The sequence below is a fragment of the Litoreibacter sp. GN1-5 genome (assembly GCF_055693805.1).
Genome location: NZ_JBVFUP010000002.1, coordinates 69,291 through 92,447, shown reverse-complemented (window position 1 = coordinate 92,447; position 23,157 = coordinate 69,291). Strand labels below are relative to the sequence as shown.

The window sequence follows — 23,157 nt, the reverse complement described above, 5'->3', positions numbered from 1 at the left end:
CCCGCTTAATTGGAAATATTATATGCTTCGCTTCGTGCTGTTTCGAATACTCAATGCTATTCCGATACTGTTTCTTCTCAGTGTCGTGACGTTTCTCATCATCCAGGCACCGCCAGGTGATTATGCTGACTACATTGCTGCTCAGATGATCAATTTGGGTGGTGCTTCACCTGAGCTGGCACAAGCGCAGGCAGATGCTTACCGACTTGAGCACGGTTTGAATGAACCAATCCTGATCCAATATTTTCACTGGATGTGGGGAATTTTAACGCAGTTCGATTTCGGCCACAGTTTTTACTACAACCGACCTGTCGGTGATATTGTCGCTAGTCGCTTGCCGCCAACGATTGCCATCGCGTTGGTTAGTCACATCCTCGCGACGTTGCTCGGTGTATCGCTAGGTATTTTAGCCGCGACGCGCCAATATACTTGGATTGATACCGCTCTTGGCATCTTGTCATTTCTCGGCATGACCATTCCGCGCTTTCTGTTGGCGCTGATCATTCTCTATCTTCTGGTTTTTCAGCTGAAAGTCAGCGAAGTGGGTATGTTCTACTCACCACGCTACAGCGGAGCTGAGTGGAGTTGGGCAAAGCTGGGCAATCTCATCTACCATATTTGGCCGGTTATCGCGATCGCGGTTTTTGGAGGCCTCGCTTATCAGGTCCGAGTCATGCGCGGGAATCTGCTGGATGTCCTTAATGCGCAATATGTCGAGACAGCCCGAGCTAAGGGCATGTCTGAAAACGCTGTGATTATGAAGCATGCGGTCCCGAACGCACTTCATCCACTTGTCGCGTTCCAGGGTGTTGCGTTGCCTTACATGCTCACAGGGGAGATTGAGGTCGCAATCATCTTCGGTCTCGCAACCGTCGGGCCGGCCATCGTTGGGTCAATGTCGGTTGGCGATGTCTACGTCAGTGCAACGTTCATGCTGGTGCTGGCAGCCACTCTGATCATTGGCAATATCATCGCAGATCTTCTTCTCTTCGCGCTCGATCCACGTATCAGACAATCGGGTGCATTATGACAAATGACGTAAAGACTATCGCAGGCGATCAACCTGACGAAACCGTCGCGACTTTGGCAGTTGATGCGGTTGATATCGATGAAAATCAACACGGCGAAAGCTATGCTGCGCTCGTTTGGCGTCGTTTTCGTAAATCAACCATGGGCATGATCGGTTTGACGCTCGTCATTCTGCTTTTGGTGACTGCATTGTTTGCGGATTTTTTCGCGCCGATGCATCCGACAAGAACGGATGTGGGTTTTCTTCCGCCCGACGTTATTCGTTTCAAAGATGCTGACGGTCAGTTCAGCATTATTCCGTCGGTTTTTCCCATCGGTGAGACCGACGCATTGGACCCGATCACGTTTCAGCCGGTGAATGGACCTGTGTGGGACAACCCTACTCCAGTTGGTTTTTTCGTCCGAGGTTATGACTATCACTTATTGGGGCTGATTCCGACGAACATCCATTTCTTCGGCTCTGAGGATGGGCGACCAATTCACCTTTTGGGCACGGATAAATTCGGTCGTGATATCCTTTCTCGCGGCATTGTGGGCGCGCGTATCTCGATGATGATCGCGCTCATTGTTGTCTCGATTACGACCGTTGTGGGCACATTTATTGGGATCTTGTCCGGATACAAAGGCGGTCGATTTGATCGGATCATGCAACGCTTTGTGGACTTTGTCTTGGCCTTCCCCCAATTGCCTTTGTACTTGGCCTTAACCGCTTTGGTGCCGATCACACTCCCATCGAGTGCCTTTATCGCTTTTGTGATCGCTGTGATGGCCGCACTTGGTTGGGCTCAACTCAGCCGTGAAGTACGCGCAAAAGACACTGGCGCTTGCCCAAATTGAATATGTGAATGCAGCGATTGCGGTTGGCTCCAGCGATATGCGGGTGGTTACAAAACATATTCTGCCAAATGTGCTGAGCCATATCATCGTGATCATCTCTTTACAGATCCCGGCAGTGATCTTGTTGGAAAGCTTTCTCGGGTTCTTGGGTTTCGCGGTCAAGCCGCCGCTGATCTCATGGGGCTTGATGCTTCAAGATACCTCGAACTACTCGGTCATCGGTTCCTATCCTTGGATATTGTCGCCAGTTGTTTTCATTCTCATTGCCGTCTTCGCATTCAATGCCCTCGGCGACGGATTGCGTGATGCAATCGATCCATATTGAGAGGCGCGACATGGACCAGTTAACACAGGACGTATCGTCCACACGGCACGACTTTGGCGAGCACGGACGAGAACTGATCTTGGACGCCCAGAACGTTCAAGTGGAGTTCGCGGTTGATCGCGGTACCGTGCAAGCCGTGCAGGACGTTTCATTTCAACTCCACAAAGGAGAAACGATCGCGATTGTTGGTGAAAGCGGTTCCGGCAAATCCGTGACCGCGCGAAGTGTCATGCAACTTTTGACCAAACGCGCAACCGTGGATGACAAATCGAAGATCTTGCTCAAGGGCAAAGACATTCTTCGCATGAGCAAGAAGGAGATCAGGAGCATTCGCGGCAATGATCTGGCGATGATTTTTCAAGAACCTATGTCATCGCTCAATCCGGTTTACACCATCGGGTCTCAGATTGCCGAAATCATTCTTCTGCATAACAAGATGACTAAAAAGCAAGCTTTGGCGCGTGCGTTGGAATTGCTCGAAGAGGTACAGATCCCGCAGCCTTCTGCGCGGATTAATCAGTATCCTCACCAACTGTCCGGCGGACAACGCCAGCGGGTCATGATTGCGATGGCACTTGCCAACCGACCCGACATTTTGATTGCCGATGAACCAACAACTGCACTTGATGTCACCGTACAGGCGCAAATCCTCCATCTGATTGATGACCTCAAGAAGAAGTACGGTATGGCGGTCATACTGATCACCCATGATTTGACGATCGTCAGGCAATTCTCGGAATATGTCTATGTCATGCGCCAGGGCAGGGTGTGTGAGCATAATGTGACGGAGGAACTCTTTTCATCGCCCGCACATCCATACACAAAGCATCTTTTGGGTTCGGAGCCTTCCGGGACAGCGAAACCGTTGGAAGGGGATCATCCCGTCGTTGTCGATGCGAATGATGTCCGCGTGGCCTTTGATCTTGGCGGCGGCACTTTTTTCAAACCTCAGAAGAATGAGCTGGTTGCAGTCAACAATCTGAGTCTCGCGTTGAGGAAAAACGAAACTCTCGGCGTTGTGGGCGAAAGCGGCTCGGGCAAGACCACCTTTGGTAAAGCGATTCTCCGCCTCATCAATAATCAGGGCGGTGAAATCAGTTTCGATGGTGAACGCATCGATGGCAAAGATCGCCAACAGATGCGTCCACTCAGGAGCCGCATGCAAATCGTCTTTCAAGATCCATTTGCTAGCTTGAACCCACGCATGTCCATTCGTCAGATTATCGAAGAAGGCTTGATCGTGAATGGTATCGGGGCCGGCCAGAGGGACCGTATCGAGCGTGTGCGACAAGCTCTGCGCGATTCAGGATTGCCGGATACGATTTTGCGCCGGTTCCCGCATGAATTCTCTGGCGGACAACGCCAGCGTATTGCAATCGCTCGAGCCATCGCATTGGAACCTGAATTTATCTTACTGGATGAACCGACATCGGCTTTGGACTTGTCCGTACAAGCTCAGATCATCGAGTTGCTTCGCCGTTTGCAGAAAGAAAAAGGTCTCAGTTATCTGTTCATCTCACATGATCTGAAGGTCGTGAGAGCGCTTTGCCACCGTGTACTTGTCATGCAGCATGGCAACATCGTGGAGCAAGGAGACGTCGCTGATGTGCTTCACAACCCAAAAACCGACTACACAAAGCAACTCGTACGAGCTGCTTTTGAAATCGCGACATAAGGTTGGGGCAATTTCATGCAGTTTCGTCGCTTTGGGAAAACAAATTGGCAAGTCAGCGAGATCGGATTTGGTGGATGGCAGCTCAGCGGTGAGTGGGGCAAAGTCGACGATACTGCTTCCATCAAGACACTCCAATATGCTTGGGAAAAAGGTATCAACTTTGTCGATACGGCAGAGCTCTACGGCGATGGACATTCCGAGACTGTCATCGGTAAGGCGTTGCAGGAGTGGACAAACAACAAGATCTACGTCGCTACCAAAGTACGTCCTACACGATGGCCAAGTCCAACTGACACGAGCCCTCCGTTGCGAGGACGATTTCCCGATTGGTATCTTCGTGAAAGTGTTGAGAAGTCTCTTAAGCGTCTCGGTGTGGAACGGCTTGACCTTCTGCAACTGCACTCCTGGGGACCCTTCGGGCACAGAGAGCTCGACTGGCTCGAAACGCTCAATGACCTTCGCATGGAAGGGAAAATCGACCAGGTCGGCATCAGCTTACGCGATAACTACCCTGATGAAGGGGTCAGCGCTGCAACGCTCGGGTTGGCAGCCTCACAGCAGGTCATTTTTAACATGTTCGAGCAACACGCAGGGGACAGGCTCATTCCTGCTGCAGAGAAGTCTGGAACAGCCATTATTGCGCGTGTGCCCTTCGATAGCGGGTCGCTCATCGGCAACTGGCACGAGAACTCCTATGGCGAATGGGAAGAAGGATCGCAGAAACACAAAATGTTTCACGGGGATCGCTTCTCCGAAACGCTTCGCCGTGTGAACGCTCTCAAGCAAGATGTTCAACCGTTTTATGGCTCTCTGCCCGAAGCTGCGATGCGGTATGTTCTGTCCCATCAGCCGGTGAGCGTTGTCATTCCCGGAATGGCAACGCCTGAAGAGGTCGACATGAACATCGCCTATTCTGATGGCGCGGCGTTTTCCGACGAGCTGGCTCAGAAAATGGGCGAGCATGCCTGGGTGAGGAATTATTACGTATGACGTTCTCTTCAGCCAGACAGATTGAGTTTTTGCGCCCTCATCAAATCGAGGAAGTCCTGGCACAACGCTCATTGATATATGTGCCACTTGGCACCATCGAGTGGCATTGTCAGCATCTGCCTATTGGTCTTGACGCATTGACGGCGCACGGACTTTGTCTGCGCGCTGCTGAAAAGACGGGCGGGTTGGTCTATCCGCCACTGCATTACGGTACCGGCGGCGGACATGGTCATTTTCCATGGACGATCATGATGACGAGCGCAGACGAGATTAAAGCGCTCATCAATCACACCTTGGCGCGCTTGTCTGAATTCGAAGTCCAACATGTCGTGCTGTTTTCAGGGCATTTTCCAGAAGAGCAACTTCAGCTTATTGACGATATTGCGGAAGAATGGGCGCGATCCGAAAATCAGATGGCTGTGACCTCGAGTTCCGTTAGTCGAGCCGCTATTTCAGGCTTTTCACCTGATCACGCAGGTATCTTCGAGACCACGCTGTTGCATGGACTTTGGCCAGAGACCGTTGACCTAAGCCGCCTCCCAGACACGCAGTCAGAGCAGCAAGACTTGGCCTGGGACGATCCTGCCAGTGACATTTGGGGTGTCTATGGGCCCGATCCGCGCAAATCCGACTTATCCAAATCCACGCAACTCGTTTCCAATCTCGTCAATTGGCTTGCTGCGCTCACAGAAAGTCAGCCCGATCATGCAAATTGAAACTGCGTCGCCACAAGGCAAGAACCACAGCATTTCAGATCGACTCGCTTGGGTGGCAGTGGATTGGGGGACCTCTAACCTTCGCGTTTGGGCAATAGATGGAGAAGGTCGGGTTCTGCAATCATCTGAATCTAACATGGGTATGAGCAGCCTGAACCCAGATGAATTCGAACCTGCTCTCTTAGAACTGATCGAGCCTTGGCTGACCGACCATCGCCGCACAAGCGTTATTGCATGTGGCATGGTTGGAGCAAAGCAGGGGTGGATCGAAGCCCCCTACGATACGGCGCCCTGCAAACCAGCGCATGCCATCATAGACGCACCGACGTCAGATGCGCGCATCACCGTACAGATCCTTTCCGGTGTGTGCCAACTTGATCCGGCCGATGTCATGCGGGGCGAAGAGACGCAAATCTTGGGTTTTCTTGCCGATAGACCCGCATGGAACGGTGTGATTTGCCTGCCGGGCACGCACAGCAAATGGGTTTTGATACGTGATGGACAGATCGTAAAGTTCCAAACATTTGTCACAGGTGAATTATTTGCTGCTTTTGAATCGAGTACAGTTTTGAAACACTCCCTCTCTGGCGATGGATGGGATGAAGATACATTTGTTCAATCCTGCAAGTCCGCATTGAGCCGCCCCGAGGACGCACCCAGCGGGTTCTTCAAGATACGAGCCGAAGGTCTTCTTGCGGGACAAGGCAATGAGTGTGGCCGCGCAAGCCTTTCCGGCACACTGATTGGCAGCGAAATCAGTGCGGCGCGCAGCTTCTGGCAAGATGCACCTGTCATGCTTCTCGGTCCTGAAACACTCTGCCAGAAATACGCACAAGGACTCGCATTGGTCGGAGCAGAATCCGAGATTAATGATGTTGAGACATACACGCTCGCCGGCATCAAACGGGCACACGAACTCTTACACGCGCCGAACTAAAAATCTAGAACGACGCCACATTCTGGCAAGAAAGGAAATACGATGGCAGGTCCAAAAGTCACATTTATCGGCGCTGGCTCTACAGTCTTCATGAAGAATATTGTTGGCGATGTATTGAGCAGGCCGGCCTTGCAACGTGCTCACATCGCTTTGATGGATATTGATCAAACACGATTGAACGAGTCGGAGATTGTCGTTCAAAAAATGATTAATAGCCTCGGAGTCAGTGCAGAATGTTCGACTTATCTGGACCAGCGCGCAGCTTTAGAAAATTCAGATTTCGTGGTCGTATGTTTTCAAATCGGTGGATATGACCCTTGTACAAAGATCGATTTCGATGTCCCGAAGAAATATGGGCTCGAGCAAACAATCGCAGACACCGTTGGTATTGGTGGCATCATGCGGGGCATTCGCACGGTGCCACACCTTTGGTCTATCTGCGACGACATGATGGAGGTTTGCCCAGAGGCAGTGTTGCTTCAGTACGTAAATCCCATGGCGATCAACACTTGGGCCATTGCGCGAAAATATCCAAAGATCAAGCAAGTCGGCCTCTGCCATTCCGTTCAAAATACTGCGTTAGTGATTGCCAATGACCTTGGTCTTAAAGTCGAAAACCTTCGATACAAATGTGCGGGCATCAACCATATATCTTTCTTCCTAACTCTCGAAGAGGTGATGGCGAACGGAACCTATCGGGACTTATATCCCGACCTTCACAGAGGCTATGAAGACGGCGCACTGCCTGCGCACAGGGAAATGGAGCGATGTGAGAACAAGGTCCGTTACGAGCTGATGAAGCGAACAGGCTACTATGTCACCGAAAGCTCAGAGCATTTCGCCGAATATACACCTTGGTTTATCAAAAATGGGCGCTCGGATCTGATTGAGAGATTTCAAGTCCCAATCGATGAATACCCAAAACGCTGCGAAGAACAGGTCGAACGTTGGGCGGATGAATTGACAGTATTGAGAACGAAAGACACTATTGAGATCAAAGAAAGCCATGAATACGCGTCCTCAATTATCAATTCCATTTGGACAGGCGAACCGTCGGTCATCTATGGCAATGTGATCAATCAAAACCATATCAGTTCACTCCAAGAAGGATGTGCTGTTGAAGTACCCTGTTTGGTAGACCGCAATGGCATTCAGCCAATTCATGTTGGGGCAATACCGCCTCAACTAGCGGCGATCATGCGTACGAATGTTAACGTTCAAGAATTGACAGTCGAAGCGCTCATGACCGAAAATGTCGAGCATATCTATCACGCCGCGATGATGGATCCCCATACAGCGGCTGAGCTGGATTTCGATCAAATCTGGGCACTGGTGAACGACCTTTTGGCAGCACATGGAGAATGGCTTCCAGACTGGGCACGGGTTCATTACCCGCAGGCGGCTGAGTGATGGTTTGATGGCCGCACCCAGATCAAAGTTCGTGATTGTTGGCGGTGGCACGGCCGGCTGGTTAGCTGCATTGATGATACAGCGCTTCGCCAGCCTCAACAAACTGCCTATCGATCTGTGTGTGATTGAATCGAGCAAAATCCCACCAATCGGGGTGGGCGAGGGCGCGACGGCAGTGTTTCGCCAGATGTTGATTGAATTGGGTCTCGATGAGGCAGATTTCATAAGATCGACGGGAGCCACAATCAAACTGGGTATTCGCCATAAGGATTGGCGCAATGTCGGGATCAGCTATGACGGGCCGATTGACGATCCTAACCAGATCGCGATCAACCCGGCACTCGATGTTCGGTCACAGGCGTCAGCGCTCGATATCTATGCGGTCGCCAATAACCGTCCGGTCTCCAATGCGCATTTGTTCGGTCAGCTTATGGCACGGGACAAAGCGCCGTTCGCGAGAAAGCCAGACGGGTCTTTTCTGCCTGCCGGCCCATATCACCACGCCTTTCACTTCGATCAAGCCAAGGTCGGCGTCTGGCTACGGGAAAAAGCCGAGGGGATTTCTCGAGTAGATGCGCAAATCGTAGGTGCAGTTAGAGATGCTGAGACCGGAGACATTGTTCATTTAGAGACAGAGGATGGAGAGGACATTGATGGTGACTTTTTTATCGATTGTACCGGGTTCCGGCGCCGTCTGATCGGTAAGATCATGGGGGCAGAATGGAAGTCTTATGCCGCGTCCCTTCCTGCAAACCGTGCTATGCCGTTTTGGTTGGAGCACGACGAGGGTGCTGACATTGCGCCTTATACACTTGCCTGGGCCCAACAGGCTGGATGGATGTGGTCAATCCCGACACAAGATCGCATCGGCTGCGGCTATGTGTATTGCGACGAATTTCGCACGCCAGATGAAGCGCAAGCGGAGATCGAAACTGCTCTTGGCAGGAAGATCGAGCCGAGAAACGATCTGAAGTTCGACATAGGCCGTTTGGAAGAGGCTTGGATCGGAAACTGTCTCGGACTTGGATTGGCATCAAGCTTTCTGGAACCATTGGAAGCGACATCGATTCATGGAACAGTTGTGCAGCTGATGCTGTTCACGAGCAGGCATTTGAAAACTGCGGTTTCCGCAGATGCAACCAAGCGACAGGCTTACAACAACGTTGTCGCACGGCAGGTCGATGATTTTCGCGATTTTATCAATTTACACTATGTCAGCGAACGCAAAGAACCGTTTTGGCAGTATGTGCAAGACCAGTGTATTCTCGAATCCACTTGGTCGCGCCTCTCGCTGTGGCAGCATGCGATGCCCACTCGTGCAGACTTCGATCCGTTTCCTGGTGGCTTGCCGCATATTGAAGAGCAGCTTCACTATCCGGTCCTTGACGGTTTACAACTGCTAAGACCGAGCGTGGCCAAGAGCCATTTAGCACAGGTGCCAAAAATCCGTGCGCATGCGCGCAAATCGGTTGAGGCACTGACAAAGGAATACATCCGCGCTGCAAGCCATTGTGTCAGCCATGCAGATTATCTAGCCGCTATTCAGGAACGACGGCCGTGAGCGACGTCGCAAGCTCAATTGGCGCCTCCAGGACTACCGCAAACAGGCGAGCCGCAGAGCTATCAAATAGGCCCCTTCGATCCGTTGTGACCGGAGGTTCAGGCGTTTTAGGTCAAGCGACGATCCGGGCCTTGCAGGAACGAGGCGATCACGTCTTATGCCTAGATCAGGTTGAACCCCCGGATCGGGAGGTCGACTTTGTACCGGTCGACGTTTCAGATGCTGCGTCCGTTGCAAATGCAATGGATCAAGTTCGAACACGTTTGAGCGGCATTGATGTCTTGGTCCACGCAGCCGGTATTTTGCGGTCGGCTCCGTTTTTGGACATTAAAGAAGAAGACTTTGCGGCCCATCTTGATGTGAATCTGATGGGAGCCTTTCGAGTGGCACAGGCAGCTGCCCGGATGATGAAGGACACAGGTGGTCGCATCGTTTTGATCACCTCGATTCATGGACAAATCGGTGTTCCCGAAAGAGGCGGCTATGCTGCATCAAAAGGCGGTGTTGCCGCGCTGGCTCGTGTAATGGCTGCTGAGTTGGCGAGATACAGAATAAGGGTTAATGTCTTGGCTCCGGGTGCAGTCAATGGTGGAATGATGCCCGACCCATCGACACGAACAGGATGGGTAGCCGCAACACCCATCCAAAGGGTTGCCCATCTTGAAGAGATCGCAACTGTTGCAGCGATGTTGACGTCAGACTCGTCCAGCTTCATCAATGGTCAAATCATCGCCGTTGACGGTGGCGCGAGTACACTGCGTATTTTCCCTACACCGATCAATTGAATGGACGAGCAAGAAACTTGCCTTTGGTGTGGCTTCAGCCAAGAGAGCCAATTGTAATACTAAATAACTGGGCCTAGTTTCGCATAATTGAGACATCCCGCCATAACAGCTGGTGGCTGTAAGTCTTCTTTGAGAGGTGATCAATTCGTGAGCTTCACTTATATCCAGCTGATAGGTTTGAGGGCGATATCGTCCAGCGTCCTGGCCAGCTCCCGACTAAAACGCGGACAGAGCGGAACAGTCATCCCACGCGCGTCTGATGAAGCAAGCAAACCGCGAATGTGCGCGACTTCGCGGTAAATCATCTCGCGAGTGTCGATGTCATGCCCGTTCAGAAGTGCAACCAAAGGCGACAGGCGGTTGTGGATCGCTTGCGCTTCAGCAATCCGACTGTTGCGTGAGGCATTGTAAAGGGCCGCGACTTCATGCGGTGCCACATAGGCGAGCGACGAGAGAACACCGTCGCCGCCGGTGTTGAGGTTGTGGAACAGCGCCCCTTCGGAAGACGGCAGCAGCGCCATGGGTCGATCAACAGACTTGAGAGCATAGAAGTCTTGATCATAGCGCAAGACGTTGTCGTCTTGACCCATATCGAAGCCGAGGATTTTTCGCCCTCGATCAGCCAGCAAAGTTATGTCTTCGAGACTTTCCGCCCATCGTCGCTCGCCATTGCCGAGCGCGACAATGACAGGCAGGGCCAAGCTGTCGGTCAACGTGGCAAGGTGTGATATCCGCTCGGCAAACGAACTACCTTCAAACCCTTGTCGCCATTTGGCCGGAAAGGTGATGATCGCATCTGCGCCAGCTGCCTTACAGGCGACCACATCGTCGAACACCGCTTCGGACAATTCACCAACACAGGAGACGAGGACCTGATCGACATCTAGCGCCAATCGCGTGCAACGGATCACCTCCAGACGCTCTTCGGGTGTCATCGCGAGACGCTCTCGCACAGTGGTATTCACGGCAATCCCGATCACCCCATCAATGCGGGTCAGCCTGCGTGCCTGATCGGTAATGGCGTCGCACATCACAGACCCTGCATCATCAAAAGGCGTCAGGGTAGAGACCAGGACACCTCCGGAAAGAGAAGCGACAGATATTCTCATTCTAGCTGATTGTTCCCCTCAGTGTTTCGCCAACCCATTCAATGGTCAGCGTATCTATCGTTAAAGGTGGCGACATGGCGATTGTGTCACCAATCGGTCGCGTGATGAGACCCTTCTCCCACAGCTTCGCATAGGCTGCTCGTCCCTTATCTCCGGCTACAGCGCCTGCCTTTAATTGGATGGCGGCCAGGAGTCCAAGATTGCGAATATCTTCAATGGCGGAGATGTCACTGAGGCTGTGCAGCATTTGCTCCCACAGCGTAGCCATGGCTTCGGCATTTTCAAAAATCTTGTCATCTCGATAGACATTGAGAGTTGCGATCGCCGCAGCTGAGGCAAGTGGATGACCAGAATACGTATAGCCGTGAAAGAGGTCGGGCATAGCACTTGGCCCATTTCGAAAAGCATCTCGGACATGCGATGTGGCGAAGACACCACCCATGGGAACCGTCGCATTGGTCATACCTTTTGCGACGGTGACTAGGTCGGGTTTCACCTCGAAGTATTGATAGGCGAACGGTGTTCCCAAGCGTCCAAATCCAGTGACCACTTCATCGAAAATCAAGAGGATACCATTGGCGTCGCATATCGCCTTGATGCGTTCGAGATAGCCTTTGGGTGGTGGAAAGACACCACCAGCACCCGCAACCGGCTCCACAATCACGGCCGCAATATTCTGGCCGCCATGAACTTCGCAGAGCGATGTTAGATCTTCAGCTAGGTGCGCGCCATGTTCTGGCATGCCGCGAGAAAATGCGTTTTCTGGTAGGAGCGTATGACGCATATGATGGGCGGACGGATAAAGTGTGCCGAACTGTGATTTGTTGGGACCAATACCGCCGACCGATAGGCCGCCAAAGTTGATCCCGTGGTAGGCCTTGTGACGGCCAACAAGAATTCTGCGTTGACCCTCCCCGTTGGCGCGGTGGTAAGCAAGCGCGATTTTCAGGGCTGTATCTACAGCTTCAGAACCGGAATTGGTGAAGAATATGTGGTCAAATCCCTCGGCAAGTTCCACCATGCGATTGGCAGCTCGGAAGGCAATTGGATGTCCTTGATTAAAGGAGTGTACGAAGTCTAACTCACTAGCCTGTTTTTGAATAGCGGCCGTGATCTCGGGGCGCGCATGTCCAGCATTGCAGCACCATAGACCGCCGGTGCCGTCGAGAAGCTCTTGGCCGTCTGCAGTCGTATAATATAGCCCTTTAGCGCCCGTGAGCATCCGAGGGTTATCAGTAAATGTTTTGGATGCGGTAAAGGGCATCCAATAGGAACCAAGATTGTTGGGAGTATGAGTTACGTCCGTCATTTTTCACTAACATCGTCAAAAGGGTCTGTTCGACCTTGCTGTTAAAAAGAGGCCGGCGAACGAGAAAGGCTTCAAATCGTTCGCCGGCCAAGGTGCTGTAAGCGGGCTCGGGAGGAAAGCACTGTTGCTCGCAGCAATTTGATTACGGGATTGGCAAATGCGTATAATGACCTCTGCTTGAGGGCGTTTGTCACACGCCTCCCATGCAAAGATATTTCATCTCTAGATAATCATCGACGCCGTACTTGGACCCTTCACGGCCTTGACCGGACTGCTTGATGCCACCAAAAGGTGCTACCTCGGTCGAGATCAGCCCGGTGTTGATACCAACCATTCCGTATTCAAGAGCCTCAGCGACGCGCCAGACCTTGCTGAGATCACCGGCGTAGAAGTAGGAAGCTAATCCGAAGATCGTGTCATTGGCTTGCTCGATAACGTCCTCGACTGTGTCGAACTTGAAGAGAGGTGCGACGGGGCCAAACGTCTCTTCGTGAGCAATATTCATGTCCCGCGTGACGCCGGTCAGGATGGTTGGTTCAAAAAATGTGCCGCCCAACGCATGACGTGATCCACCGGCCACGACTATTGCACCTTTAGATGTGGCGTCCTCAATGTGCTCGACCACCTTGGCAACAGCATCTTCCGTGATGAGCGGTCCAGCTGTTACACCGTCGCCAAAACCGTCACCGACTTTCATAGCATTGACGGCTGCAGTTAGTTTCTCTGCGAATGCGTCATAAACACCTGACTGAACGTAGATGCGATTTGCACAAACGCAGGTCTGTCCGTTGTTGCGATATTTGGAGATCATTGCGCCTTCGACTGCTGCATCAATATCTGCGTCATTGAAGACGATGAATGGCGCATTGCCGCCAAGTTCCATAGATGTCTTCATGACCTGATCTGCGGATTGCTTCATCAAGATGCGACCGACTTCTGTGGAACCCGTGAAAGTCAGTTTGCGCACTTTTGGATTGGAACAGAATTCCTGCCCGATGGCTGCACTTGATTTGGATGTGATGATGCTGAGCAAGCCTTTTGGCAAGCCAGCCTTTTCAGCAAGCACAGCCATTGCGAGTGCAGACAAAGGTGTTTCACCTGCAGGCTTGGCTACAAATGCACAACCTACTGCAAGGGCAGGCGCAAGCTTGCGGGTCATCATAGCGTTTGGAAAATTCCAAGGCGTGATCGAAGCCACAACACCTATCGGTTGTTTGAGAACCATGATGCGTTTGTCGGGCTGATGACCGGGGATGATATCGCCATAGATGCGTTTTGCTTCTTCTGCGAACCATTCAACGTAACTTGCCCCATAGAGGATTTCGCCTTTGGCTTCTGCCAGAGGCTTACCCATTTCAGCTGTTAGAATCGTGGCAAGATCATCTGCGTGTTCGAGCATCAAGTCATACAGTTTGCGAAGTATGGCACCCCGGTCTTTGCCTGTTTTTGCCGCCCAATCTTTTTGAGCAACATAGGCAGCATCAATCGCAGATTTGGTTTCTTCAACACCCAGATCGGGGAGAGAAATAAGCACTTCACCTGTTGATGGATTGGTAACTTCAAACGTCTTGCCGCTTACTGCACTCGAGACCCAAACGCCCCCTACAAAGGCGGCTGTCTTTAGATTGTCAGAGCTGAGAAGACGGCTGTTGAGATTGACTACGTTGCTCATGATTTTGATCCCACTTCTGAACGGACTTCCCGGATGGAAGCTTCCAAAATGTCCAATGCTTCTTGGAATATCCCGTCCTGAATGGTGATCGGAGCAAGGAAGCGAATGACGTTCGCGTGGATTCCGCATGACAGTAATAGCAGTCCTTTTTCTTGCGCTTTGGCTCGAAGGGCGTTGGTGAATTCTGGGCTTGGTTTGCCAGAAATCGCGTCGTTGAACTCGATCGCATTCATGAACCCGGGGCCGCGGATGTCGGCTATTTCGGGAACGTCATCTCGCAGGCTTTGGAGGCGCTGTTTGAGGCGATTGCCAAGTGAAACGGCCCGTTCGCAGAGCTGCTCTTCATCAATCACGTCAAGAACAGCGTGGGCGGCAGCAATCCCAATAGGACTACCGCCATAGGTTCCGCCCAGCCCACCGGGATTAGCAGCATCCATGATATCTGCTCGTCCCGTCACTGCTGCGAGCGGAAAACCACCCGCCAGACCTTTGGCCATTGTGGTCAGGTCAGCCGCAACTCCGTGATGTTCCATTGCAAGTATTTTCCCGGTTCTTGCAAAGCCCGTTTGCACTTCATCAGCAATGAGAAGGATGCCATGCTTGTCGCAGATCTCCCGCAAAGTCTTGAAGAAAGCAGTCGGTACTTGGTAGAAGCCGCCTTCACCCTGTACAGGTTCAACAATGATTGCAGCCACACGCTGGGGATCCACGTCGGCTTTGAACAAAGTCGTCAATGCATTCAATGAATCCTCAACCGTTACGCCATGAAGGTCGATCGGGAAGGGGACGTGATAAACATCGCCCGGCATCGCGCCAAAGCCTGCTTTGTATGGAAACACTTTACCAGTCAGAGACATGCCCATAAATGTCCGGCCATGAAATCCGCCGGAGAACGCAATGACAGCTGCTCGCTTTGTGGCAGCACGGGCGATCTTAATGGAATTCTCAATTGCCTCGGCACCAGTTGTGACAAAGACCGTCTTCTTGGCAAAGTTTCCTGGAACAAGCTTGTTCAACCGCTCTGCAAGCGCCACATAGTTCTCATAGGGCACGACCTGATGGCAAGTATGGGTAAACTTATCGAGCTGTGCCTTAACAGCTTCAATAACCTTGGGATGCCGGTGGCCGGTATTGACCACGGCGATACCTGCTGCAAAATCGATATAGCGATTGCCTTCAACATCCCAGATTTCGGAGTTCTCTGCACGGTCAGCATAGACTTGCGTCATCATGCCAACACCGCGCGCTATCGCGTCAGTTTTACGCGCCTGTATGTCCAGATTGGTACTCATAGGTTCGCATCCGCATCAGGTGTCTTGGAAGACTTGTTCACCAATTTCCAAGTGATTGGCAGCACTGCGGCAGCAAGAGCGATTTTGAAAGCCGCACCTGGAAGGAAGGGATAGAAGCCAAACTCCAGGACAGGTTTTTCCCAGCCGATAATAGAGCCGAGCCAAAACACACCAAATGCAAAAATTGTAGCAGTTCCGAGAACCATCGCGGCTAAGGTCGTCAGGATACCCCGATCCCAGCCTTTTTCAGCCAACCACCCTACCAGGGCTGTGGCTACAACAAAGCCGACCAAATATCCGCCTGTTGGACCAGCCATATAGGCAAGACCAACGCCCTTTTCTGGTGTCCCAGCAAAAACCGGCAAACCAAAAGCTCCCTCGGCGAGATACAGCAGCACGGTTGCGCCGCCAAGCCGCCAACCGAAAGACATACCAATCACCAACACAACGAAGGTTTGCATCGTCATCGGCACAGGATAGAAGGGCACTTGAATTTTTGCGGAAATCCAGAGAGCGATGCTGCCAGCAATGGCAAGCAATACATTGCGAACAAGAGTCTGGTCAGTACTCCAGATTGAGTTGACCAATGTGGGATGGGTATCGTTGATCGTAGACATGGTGTTCTCCAACAGGAAAGATTTGAATGAGTTAAGCGAGCGCTTCGCGCACGCGTTCTAACAGAGCGGCCCGATCACGCCGGGCAGACAAAGCGGTATGCATGTTGACTTTGACGAAGCGCGTTTCAGTGTGAGGCTGCAACTGGCCAATGAGATCCATATCAGCGGAAATCACAGTGCCGAGCATGAAATACCCTCCACCAGACACCGCATCTCGATGTAGGATGATGGGTTCTGTTCCGCTTGGAACCTGGATCGAACCATAAGGGTAGCAAGCATCAGTGATATTTGACGGATCGGAACCAGCCCCGAATGGCGGTTCTCGGTCAACAAATTCCAGCGGCGAGCCACCCTGAAAGCGGTACCCCATGCGGTCGGCTTCAGACGCAACTTTCCAGGTTTCATCGAAGAACTTGGCACCGGCTGCATCCGTGATACGATGCCAGTACAGTCCCGGGAGAACCCGCAATTCAGCTGGCGAGGACGGCATCCTTCGCAGTTCGCTTGGTACAGAACGGCCCTTATTAACTCTCTGTTTCGCTTTGCCAATTGGCAGCACATCGCCGGGCTGAACTGCGCGCCCTTCAACGCCGCCTAGCGCACCAATTGGATAGGTCGAGCGACTTCCTAGCGCCGGGGGTGTATCGATCCCGCCTGAAATGGCAATGTAGCCCCGCGCCCCGGATCGCAGGTAATCAAAGGCAAGTGTTTGCCCTGCTTTGACTTTGACAGCAGTCCAGGATTCAAGAACTTCGCCATCGATCTTGGGGGGAAGGTCTGCCCCAGTAACTGCAACTATGGCATCCTCTGTAAACTCCAGCTCGGGGCCCATGAAAACACATTCGAGGCCAGCGGCACCTTCATCATTTCCGACCAATAAGTTTGCGCATCGCATCGCAAAGCGATCCATCGCACCGCCCATAGGAATGCCAAGATGATAATAGCCTGGACGTCCCAGATCTTGAATGGTCGTGGCAAATCCTGCCGTTTTGACGTTAATTGGCATAGAGAGCCTCCATCAGTTTGGCGTTAGTGGCATCGATATCCTTGTTGAAATCATCCAGCGAGAACTGCACTTCGCGGATGCGCGGCTCATATGTCCCGGCCTCAACTTCGGCCAAGCATCGATCATATTCTGCGCGGTCGATCGGCTTCCATTTGACGATATCGCCCGGTTTAAAGAAGACCATAAAGTCCTTGAGGTAACTGGTCTTCTGTTCCGGGTCGTAGATGGGCATCGGTGTGACGCCGAACATCTGATATCCACCTGCTCCGCGTACGGAGTAAATGCAGGAAAAGCAGCCCCCGTACCCGACCGTGAGTTTCGGTGTGTCAGTTCTCGGTCGTAGATATTTTGGAACCTGGATTTGACGCTGGCGCTCAACCATTTGATAGAGAAATGGTAATCCGGACACGAAGCCGACCATGGAAACAAACCACGGCGACCCTGCATGCGCTTCGATGAATTCATCGACAGATTTGTATCCGTTGATCTCGGCCGCGTACTCGATGTCAGTGGAATTTGGATCTTGATGACGTTCGCGGAACCGCATCAGAGTTTCGTGTGTCCAGGGGTCTTGGTAGTAGACCGGTATTTCAACGATGCGTGTGTTGAGAACGGGGTCCGCTTTGTCTGCTGTTTCCTCCATCCTTTTGAGTTCTGACATAAGATCGTCTGGATGAATAAGATCAGGGTTGAATTTGATCTGAAACGAAGCGTTGGCGGGACATATCTCTGTTACGCCCTTGATATCCGCGTCGCGAACGGCGTTTGTCATCGAAAGCGTCTTGAAGAATGCTTCGAGCGACATTTCTTCACTGACTTCCACGAAGATGTGTTCATCAGCTCCAAAGGTGAATCTTGACGTCATGATCAGTCGTCTCCCTTGCTTGCAAGTTTATCGGAATTGATTTCGAGCCAGGGCTCTAGCCACTTGGTGTGCACGTCCCCAGCTTGAACAGCGGGATCTTCGGCAAGGGCCAGAAACAAGGGCGTGGTGGTCTTAAGCCCATCTAGACGGAGTTCTGTAGCCGCGCGCTTCAGGCGGTTGATGGCCGCCTCCCGCGTGTCTGCATGGACGATCAGTTTGCCCAGCAATGAGTCATAAAACGGCGGTATCTGGTAGCCTTGGTAGAGCATGTGATCAAAACGAACACCCGGTCCACCAGGAACACGCATGTCACCGACGATTCCGGGAAAGGGCATGAAGTTGTTCGCTGGGTCTTCGGCATTGATACGCACTTCAATGGCATGACCGCGTACGACGATATCGCCTTGCGAAACCGACAAAGGTTCGCCGCTTGCGATCTTGATCATCTCAGCCAGTAGATCGATGCCTACAATTGCCTCAGTGACGGGGTGCTCGACCTGGATACGTGTATTCATCTCGATGAAGTAGAATTCACCGGATTTATCGTCGTAAAGATACTCCACGGTGCCTGCGCCACGATACCCAACGGCTTTGGCCAAAGCTACAGCGGAGGAGCAGAGTTTTTCGCGAACTTGGTCAGACAAAGCAGAAGAAGGAGCTTCTTCCCAAACCTTTTGACGCCTCCGCTGCAACGAGCATTCTCGTTCGTAGCAATGAACAAAGTTCTCACCATCACCCAATATCTGCACTTCGATATGGCGAGCGCCATCAATGAGTTTTTCAAGATAAAGACCACCATCACCAAAGGTCGATTTTGCTTCGGCAGACGCTTGCGGCGCAAGCGATGCAAATTCTTCGGCATTCTCGGCAACGCGAATACCGCGTCCCCCGCCGCCGGCCGTCGCCTTGATCATCACGGGAAAACCTATGGATGTTGCGAGCACTTTGGCAACTTCCATGTCATCTATGACACCATCGCTTCCTGGAACAGTTGGGACGCCGGCATCCTCTGCAGCTTTTCGTGCGGATGCCTTATCGCCCATTGATCTGATCATATCGCCGGTTGGTCCGACAAAGGCGATGCCCGCTGCTTCTACCGCGTCTGCAAAATCCGCATTTTCGGCTAGGAAGCCGTAGCCGGGATGGATGCCATCGGCCTTAGTATCTTTGGCTGCTTTCATGACGGCATCGATATCGAGATAGGACTTTGCCGCGGAGGCTGGTCCAATTTCTACCGCCTCATCAGCCATTTCGACGGCAAGGGAATTTGCGTCTGCTGCGCTGTAAACCTGCACAGTCTTGATGCCCAATTCACTGGCAGCACGAATGATGCGGACAGCGATTTCGCCACGGTTTGCAACAAGTAGTTTAGTGATTTTCATAGTATGGACCGATCAAGATTCGATTTCGGCCAAAACCTGACCGGGCATTATTGCTTCTTCATTTTCTGTCGGAAACGCTGTGATTGTTCCGGCAAATTCGGACTGCACCTGCGTGAACGTCTTCATCACTTCGACAAGACCGATCACATCACCAACAGAGACTGTGTCGCCAACTTCCTTGTAGTTCGGTTCATCAGGCGTTGGTTTGCGGTAGAACACGCCGGGGAGAGGTGAGCGGATTTCGGATTTAGCCATAGTAAACTCCTGTCATTATTGGTTCGGCGTTCGATTCATGCTGCAGCAAGGTAATCAGAAAGGGAGGCTCTGACGGATTGAGCAATATCGACCACATTCGGGGTGTCAGAATGAATGCAGATTGTTTCCGCCCGGACCGGGTTTTCCTTGCCAGATGCGCTTACAACGATACCATCTCTCACAGCGCGCAGCGCTTTTTCTCCGACGGACTTCGGATCAAGTGTCGGATGCTCCCGCGTAATCAGCAGCTTGCCGTTGTCGTCATAGTCGAGATCAGCAAAAAACTCAGCGCGGAATTCTACTCCTCGAGCAACATAGATTTCTTCGTGCAGCGTGCCGCTGAGACCGAAGATCGGAACCTTCAAATGTTCGGCCGCGTCGCATATCGCGTGCGCGATGTGCTCTTCACGTGCGGCCATCCCGTAGAGAGCGCCATGAGGTTTCAGATGGTTGAGCTTCACACCTGAAATCTCAAGGAACTCGTTGAGGGCTCCGATCTGATAGATGACGATATTGGCCATCTCCGCTCGGTCGATTTTCATTTCCCGCCGCCCAAAGCCAGGCAAATCTGGCAAAGAAAAATGAGCTCCGACCTTCACATTGTGTCGTTTGGCAAGCTCCACAGTCGATCGCATATGATTGGGATCGGACCCATGGAAACCGCAAGCGACATTTGCTTCGGTTATGAAGGGCATGATTGCTGCATCATCACCCATTTTATAAAGGCTAAAACTTTCGCCCATATCGCAGTTAATATTGATTGCCATAGTGGCATCTCCTCCGGCTAAAATTGTTCAGTCTTTTAGTGATGCGACGTAACGGAGCCGGATCTGATCTGCGATTACCGCAAGGATCAGCAAGGAACCGAGAACAACTGTCTGCAAATAGGACTCTATGCGGGCAAGGTTCATCCCGTTCTCAACAAGTCCAATGAAGAGAGCGCCTAAGATAACGCTCTCCAGGCGCCCTACGCCCCCCCGCAAACTGACGCCTGCGATCACGCAAGCTGCGATGGATTGAAGTGGCATGGCAGAACCAATATTGGCTTCACCGGTATCCAGACGCGCTGTCAGCAACATGCCTGCCACCGCGGTGAGCCCGGCACACAGAACATATGTCCAAAACAGTGTCGCGCGTGTGTTAATGCCCGATAGGGCCGCTGCCTTTACGTTGCCGCCCACGGCATAAAAATGGCGACCAAAAGGTGTTCTATACAAAAAGACGTAGAGCAGTATACCAAGCAATACGGTGGCGTAGATTGGCGTCGGTATGCCAAAGAGCGTTCCAAAGCCGAAGATATCACCAAAAGCCTGTGGCATCCCATAAACAGGAACCCCACCCGTCAGAAACAGTGCCACGCCAAACCCCACGGAGGTCATTCCGAGTGACATCATGAATGGTGAGACGCCAAAGAATGCGACGCCCACACCGTTACAAACTCCGATCAATGTGCCAGCAGCCACACCGGCGAAACAACCAATTATGATGGCCAGCCAGACAGCTTCCGGCATGGCAGCATAGACGGTGGCCATTGTGAGAGCGCCAACAACAGAAGTCACGGCCAGTGTTGTTCCAACCGACAAGTCAAAGCCTCCAGTCAACAATGCCAACATCTGACCCATGGAAACGATCGTGAGGTACACCGACTGACGCAAAACGTTCATGAGGTTTTTGCCAGTCAGGAAATTGTCGGACATAAGAGAGAATGTGACGACAGCGATTGCCAACAAGAATGGCAGAATGCCCAGTTTGACGAAGAGCCGCTTGAGAATGTCTGTTAGCTTTCGTGGTGGTTTTACAATTGAGTCTGATGGGCTCGTCATTACGCAGCGTCCCTTTCGAAGAAGTGTGAGAGCACGTTTTCTTCGGTGATTTCATCACCGGCCAATTCAGCCTGAATGCGGCCCTGGTAGAAAACATATGCTCGATTGGTTAGATTCAGGATCTCAGGAAGGTCTGATGAGATCAGTAGGATTGCCGCGCCGTTCGCACACAGTTCGGCGATAAATTCATAGATCGCCGCTCGTGTGCCGACATCAACACCAACTGTCGGCTCGTCGAATACGATGAGATCGAAATCACGGGTCAGACTTCTGGCCAGCATCAGTTTTTGTTGGTTGCCGCCTGAGAAGTGTCCAGCATCCCGCTCCACTTTGTGTGGTGAGAGGTTGAGCCGTGTCGACAGCTCATCAACGATTTTAGCTTCACCCTTGCGATCCAGAAAAATGCCCTTCGAAAAAGGTTCGATATCCAGTGATGCTAACGAAATGTTTTCTCGAGCAGGACGCATCAACATCAGTCCATCGCTATGGCGGTCTGAAGGCAAATACATGAAGCCGCGTTTGAGCATGTCGCGTGTTCGAGGTTTTGCAATTGTTTCGCCTTTGAAAGTGACGGAACCACTTTCGATGTCGAATGATCCGAAGCATGCCTGCGCAAATTTCGATTTACCCGAACCGACGAGGCCAGCGAATCCGACGATCTCGCCGCGGCGAACAGTCACTGACGCACCGTTGACCGCTCCGCCAACGGTACGAAGATTGTCAACATTCAGCGCAACTTCGCCGGGTTGAAAATCAATATTCGGAAATATCTGACCAACGACTCTGCCGGTCATCAGACGTACGAGTTCGTCTTCTGAAGTTGTCTTCGCATCCACTGTGTCAATGAAACGACCATCTCTCAGGATCGTAATGCGGTCACCAATCTCTCGGATTTCCGCCATGCGATGGGTGATATAAACGATGCCAACGTTTTGTTTTTTTAACCTGTTGATGAGCTTGAAAAGCTGCTCAGTCTCATGGTTCGTCAGCGATGCAGTTGGCTCATCAAGGATAAGGACCGAGAGCTCTGACCGAAAGGCTTTCGCGATTTCCACCATCTGCTGCTCAGCACGAGTGAGGTGGTCTATCCGCTTTCCGGGATCTAAGTGAAAATCGAGGCTATCGAGAATTTCTTGTGCGTTTTGTCTCTGCATTCTGGGCTGCAAGAGGCCCCTTTTTGTTGGCTCTGCGCCTAGAAAAATGTTCTCAGCGACCGTCATCTGCGGAATCAGGGAGAATTCCTGAAACACCGCACTGATGCCGAGTTCACGCGCTTCGTGCACGCTGTCGAGCTCGACCGGATGGTTTTTGAAACGGATCTCACCAAGCGTCGGTGTATTGGCTCCGGCGAGCATCGATATCAGCGTCGATTTGCCTGCCCCATTCTCGCCGAAGAGCACATGGACTTCACCTGGTCTCAGATCAAAGTTCATGTCGTCAAGCGCACGAATGCCTGGATAGTCTTTGGTCAATCCAACAGCTTCGAGGAGGAGACGCGCATCACCTTGATGCGCGTCAACCTCATGCTGTCGGCTGGGTTTTGCCCCGGCTAACTCTGGCAT

Annotated in this window: 22 protein-coding genes; 10 read left to right on the top strand and 12 right to left on the bottom strand. The window is 52.0% G+C overall.

Going from position 1 to position 23,157, the window contains the following annotated elements; all coding sequences use genetic code 11:
- Positions 1-22 precede the first annotated feature (22 nt).
- Genes ACZ1HF_RS19235 through ACZ1HF_RS19190 form a run of 10 tightly spaced genes read left to right on the top strand, consistent with a single transcriptional unit; the run spans position 23 to position 10,265 of the window.
- Entirely contained in the window at positions 23-1,030 is a 1,008-nt protein-coding gene (locus ACZ1HF_RS19235) for an ABC transporter permease (protein WP_472659176.1), read from the top strand.
- Positions 1,027-1,866, top strand: a complete 840-nt coding sequence (locus ACZ1HF_RS19230; protein ID WP_472659175.1) for an ABC transporter permease — start codon at positions 1,027-1,029, stop codon at positions 1,864-1,866. The genes ACZ1HF_RS19235 and ACZ1HF_RS19230 overlap by 4 nt, the downstream gene beginning before the upstream one ends.
- The gene (locus ACZ1HF_RS19225; RefSeq protein ID WP_472659174.1) at positions 1,826-2,191 is read left to right on the top strand and encodes an ABC transporter permease; all 366 of its coding nucleotides are present in this window, start codon (positions 1,826-1,828) and stop codon (positions 2,189-2,191) included. Before ACZ1HF_RS19230 ends, ACZ1HF_RS19225 begins: the two co-directional genes overlap by 41 nt.
- A gap of 10 nt (positions 2,192-2,201) precedes the next feature.
- The gene (locus ACZ1HF_RS19220) at positions 2,202-3,866 is read left to right on the top strand and encodes an ABC transporter ATP-binding protein (RefSeq protein WP_472659173.1); all 1,665 of its coding nucleotides are present in this window, start codon (positions 2,202-2,204) and stop codon (positions 3,864-3,866) included.
- A 15-nt stretch (positions 3,867-3,881) separates the two neighbouring features.
- The gene (locus ACZ1HF_RS19215; protein ID WP_472659172.1) at positions 3,882-4,856 is read left to right on the top strand and encodes an aldo/keto reductase; all 975 of its coding nucleotides are present in this window, start codon (positions 3,882-3,884) and stop codon (positions 4,854-4,856) included.
- Entirely contained in the window at positions 4,853-5,572 is a 720-nt protein-coding gene (locus tag ACZ1HF_RS19210; RefSeq protein ID WP_472659171.1) for a creatininase family protein, read from the top strand. Before ACZ1HF_RS19215 ends, ACZ1HF_RS19210 begins: the two co-directional genes overlap by 4 nt.
- On the top strand, positions 5,562-6,509 hold the full coding sequence (locus ACZ1HF_RS19205) for a 2-dehydro-3-deoxygalactonokinase (protein ID WP_472659170.1): 948 nt from the start codon (positions 5,562-5,564) through the stop codon (positions 6,507-6,509). Before ACZ1HF_RS19210 ends, ACZ1HF_RS19205 begins: the two co-directional genes overlap by 11 nt.
- Before the next feature lie 42 nt (positions 6,510-6,551).
- Positions 6,552-7,919: an alpha-galactosidase gene (melA, locus tag ACZ1HF_RS19200; RefSeq protein WP_472659169.1), complete on the top strand. Its 1,368-nt coding sequence runs from the start codon at positions 6,552-6,554 to the stop codon at positions 7,917-7,919.
- 7 nt (positions 7,920-7,926) lie between these two features.
- Positions 7,927-9,480 carry a tryptophan halogenase family protein gene (locus ACZ1HF_RS19195; protein ID WP_472659168.1) on the top strand — a complete coding sequence of 518 codons (1,554 nt, stop codon included), beginning with the start codon at positions 7,927-7,929 and terminating at the stop codon, positions 9,478-9,480.
- Entirely contained in the window at positions 9,477-10,265 is a 789-nt protein-coding gene (locus ACZ1HF_RS19190; RefSeq protein ID WP_472659167.1) for an SDR family NAD(P)-dependent oxidoreductase, read from the top strand. The genes ACZ1HF_RS19195 and ACZ1HF_RS19190 overlap by 4 nt, the downstream gene beginning before the upstream one ends.
- A gap of 158 nt (positions 10,266-10,423) precedes the next feature.
- On the opposite strand, the gene ACZ1HF_RS19185 is transcribed toward ACZ1HF_RS19190, so the two are convergent.
- The 12 genes from ACZ1HF_RS19185 to ACZ1HF_RS19130 all read right to left on the bottom strand — a co-directional run bounded on the left by ACZ1HF_RS19185 (position 10,424) and on the right by ACZ1HF_RS19130 (position 23,157).
- Positions 10,424-11,374, bottom strand: a complete 951-nt coding sequence (locus ACZ1HF_RS19185; protein WP_472659166.1) for a dihydrodipicolinate synthase family protein — start codon at positions 11,372-11,374, stop codon at positions 10,424-10,426.
- A gap of 1 nt (position 11,375) precedes the next feature.
- On the bottom strand, positions 11,376-12,683 hold the full coding sequence (aptA, locus tag ACZ1HF_RS19180) for an omega-aminotransferase AptA (protein WP_472659165.1): 1,308 nt from the start codon (positions 12,681-12,683) through the stop codon (positions 11,376-11,378).
- 190 nt (positions 12,684-12,873) lie between these two features.
- Positions 12,874-14,358: an NAD-dependent succinate-semialdehyde dehydrogenase gene (locus ACZ1HF_RS19175; RefSeq protein WP_472659248.1), complete on the bottom strand. Its 1,485-nt coding sequence runs from the start codon at positions 14,356-14,358 to the stop codon at positions 12,874-12,876.
- Entirely contained in the window at positions 14,352-15,647 is a 1,296-nt protein-coding gene (locus ACZ1HF_RS19170) for a 4-aminobutyrate--2-oxoglutarate transaminase (protein ID WP_472659164.1), read from the bottom strand. Before ACZ1HF_RS19170 ends, ACZ1HF_RS19175 begins: the two co-directional genes overlap by 7 nt.
- Complete coding sequence (locus tag ACZ1HF_RS19165; RefSeq protein WP_472659163.1) at positions 15,644-16,264, bottom strand: biotin transporter BioY; 621 nt, start codon at positions 16,262-16,264, stop codon at positions 15,644-15,646. The genes ACZ1HF_RS19170 and ACZ1HF_RS19165 overlap by 4 nt, the downstream gene beginning before the upstream one ends.
- Before the next feature lie 31 nt (positions 16,265-16,295).
- Positions 16,296-17,270, bottom strand: coding sequence for a 5-oxoprolinase subunit C family protein (locus ACZ1HF_RS19160; protein WP_472659162.1), 975 nt, complete (start codon positions 17,268-17,270; stop codon positions 16,296-16,298).
- Positions 17,260-18,135, bottom strand: a complete 876-nt coding sequence (locus ACZ1HF_RS19155) for a 5-oxoprolinase subunit B family protein (protein WP_472659161.1) — start codon at positions 18,133-18,135, stop codon at positions 17,260-17,262. The genes ACZ1HF_RS19160 and ACZ1HF_RS19155 overlap by 11 nt, the downstream gene beginning before the upstream one ends.
- A gap of 2 nt (positions 18,136-18,137) precedes the next feature.
- Complete coding sequence (locus ACZ1HF_RS19150; RefSeq protein ID WP_472659160.1) at positions 18,138-19,517, bottom strand: acetyl-CoA carboxylase biotin carboxylase subunit; 1,380 nt, start codon at positions 19,515-19,517, stop codon at positions 18,138-18,140.
- A gap of 12 nt (positions 19,518-19,529) precedes the next feature.
- Entirely contained in the window at positions 19,530-19,772 is a 243-nt protein-coding gene (locus ACZ1HF_RS19145) for an acetyl-CoA carboxylase (RefSeq protein WP_472659159.1), read from the bottom strand.
- A 35-nt stretch (positions 19,773-19,807) separates the two neighbouring features.
- A complete protein-coding gene (locus ACZ1HF_RS19140) occupies positions 19,808-20,539 on the bottom strand; it encodes a LamB/YcsF family protein (RefSeq protein WP_472659158.1) in 732 nt (243 codons plus the stop codon).
- A gap of 27 nt (positions 20,540-20,566) precedes the next feature.
- Entirely contained in the window at positions 20,567-21,595 is a 1,029-nt protein-coding gene (locus tag ACZ1HF_RS19135) for an ABC transporter permease (RefSeq protein ID WP_472659157.1), read from the bottom strand.
- A complete protein-coding gene (locus ACZ1HF_RS19130) occupies positions 21,595-23,157 on the bottom strand; it encodes a sugar ABC transporter ATP-binding protein (protein ID WP_472659156.1) in 1,563 nt (520 codons plus the stop codon). The genes ACZ1HF_RS19135 and ACZ1HF_RS19130 overlap by 1 nt, the downstream gene beginning before the upstream one ends.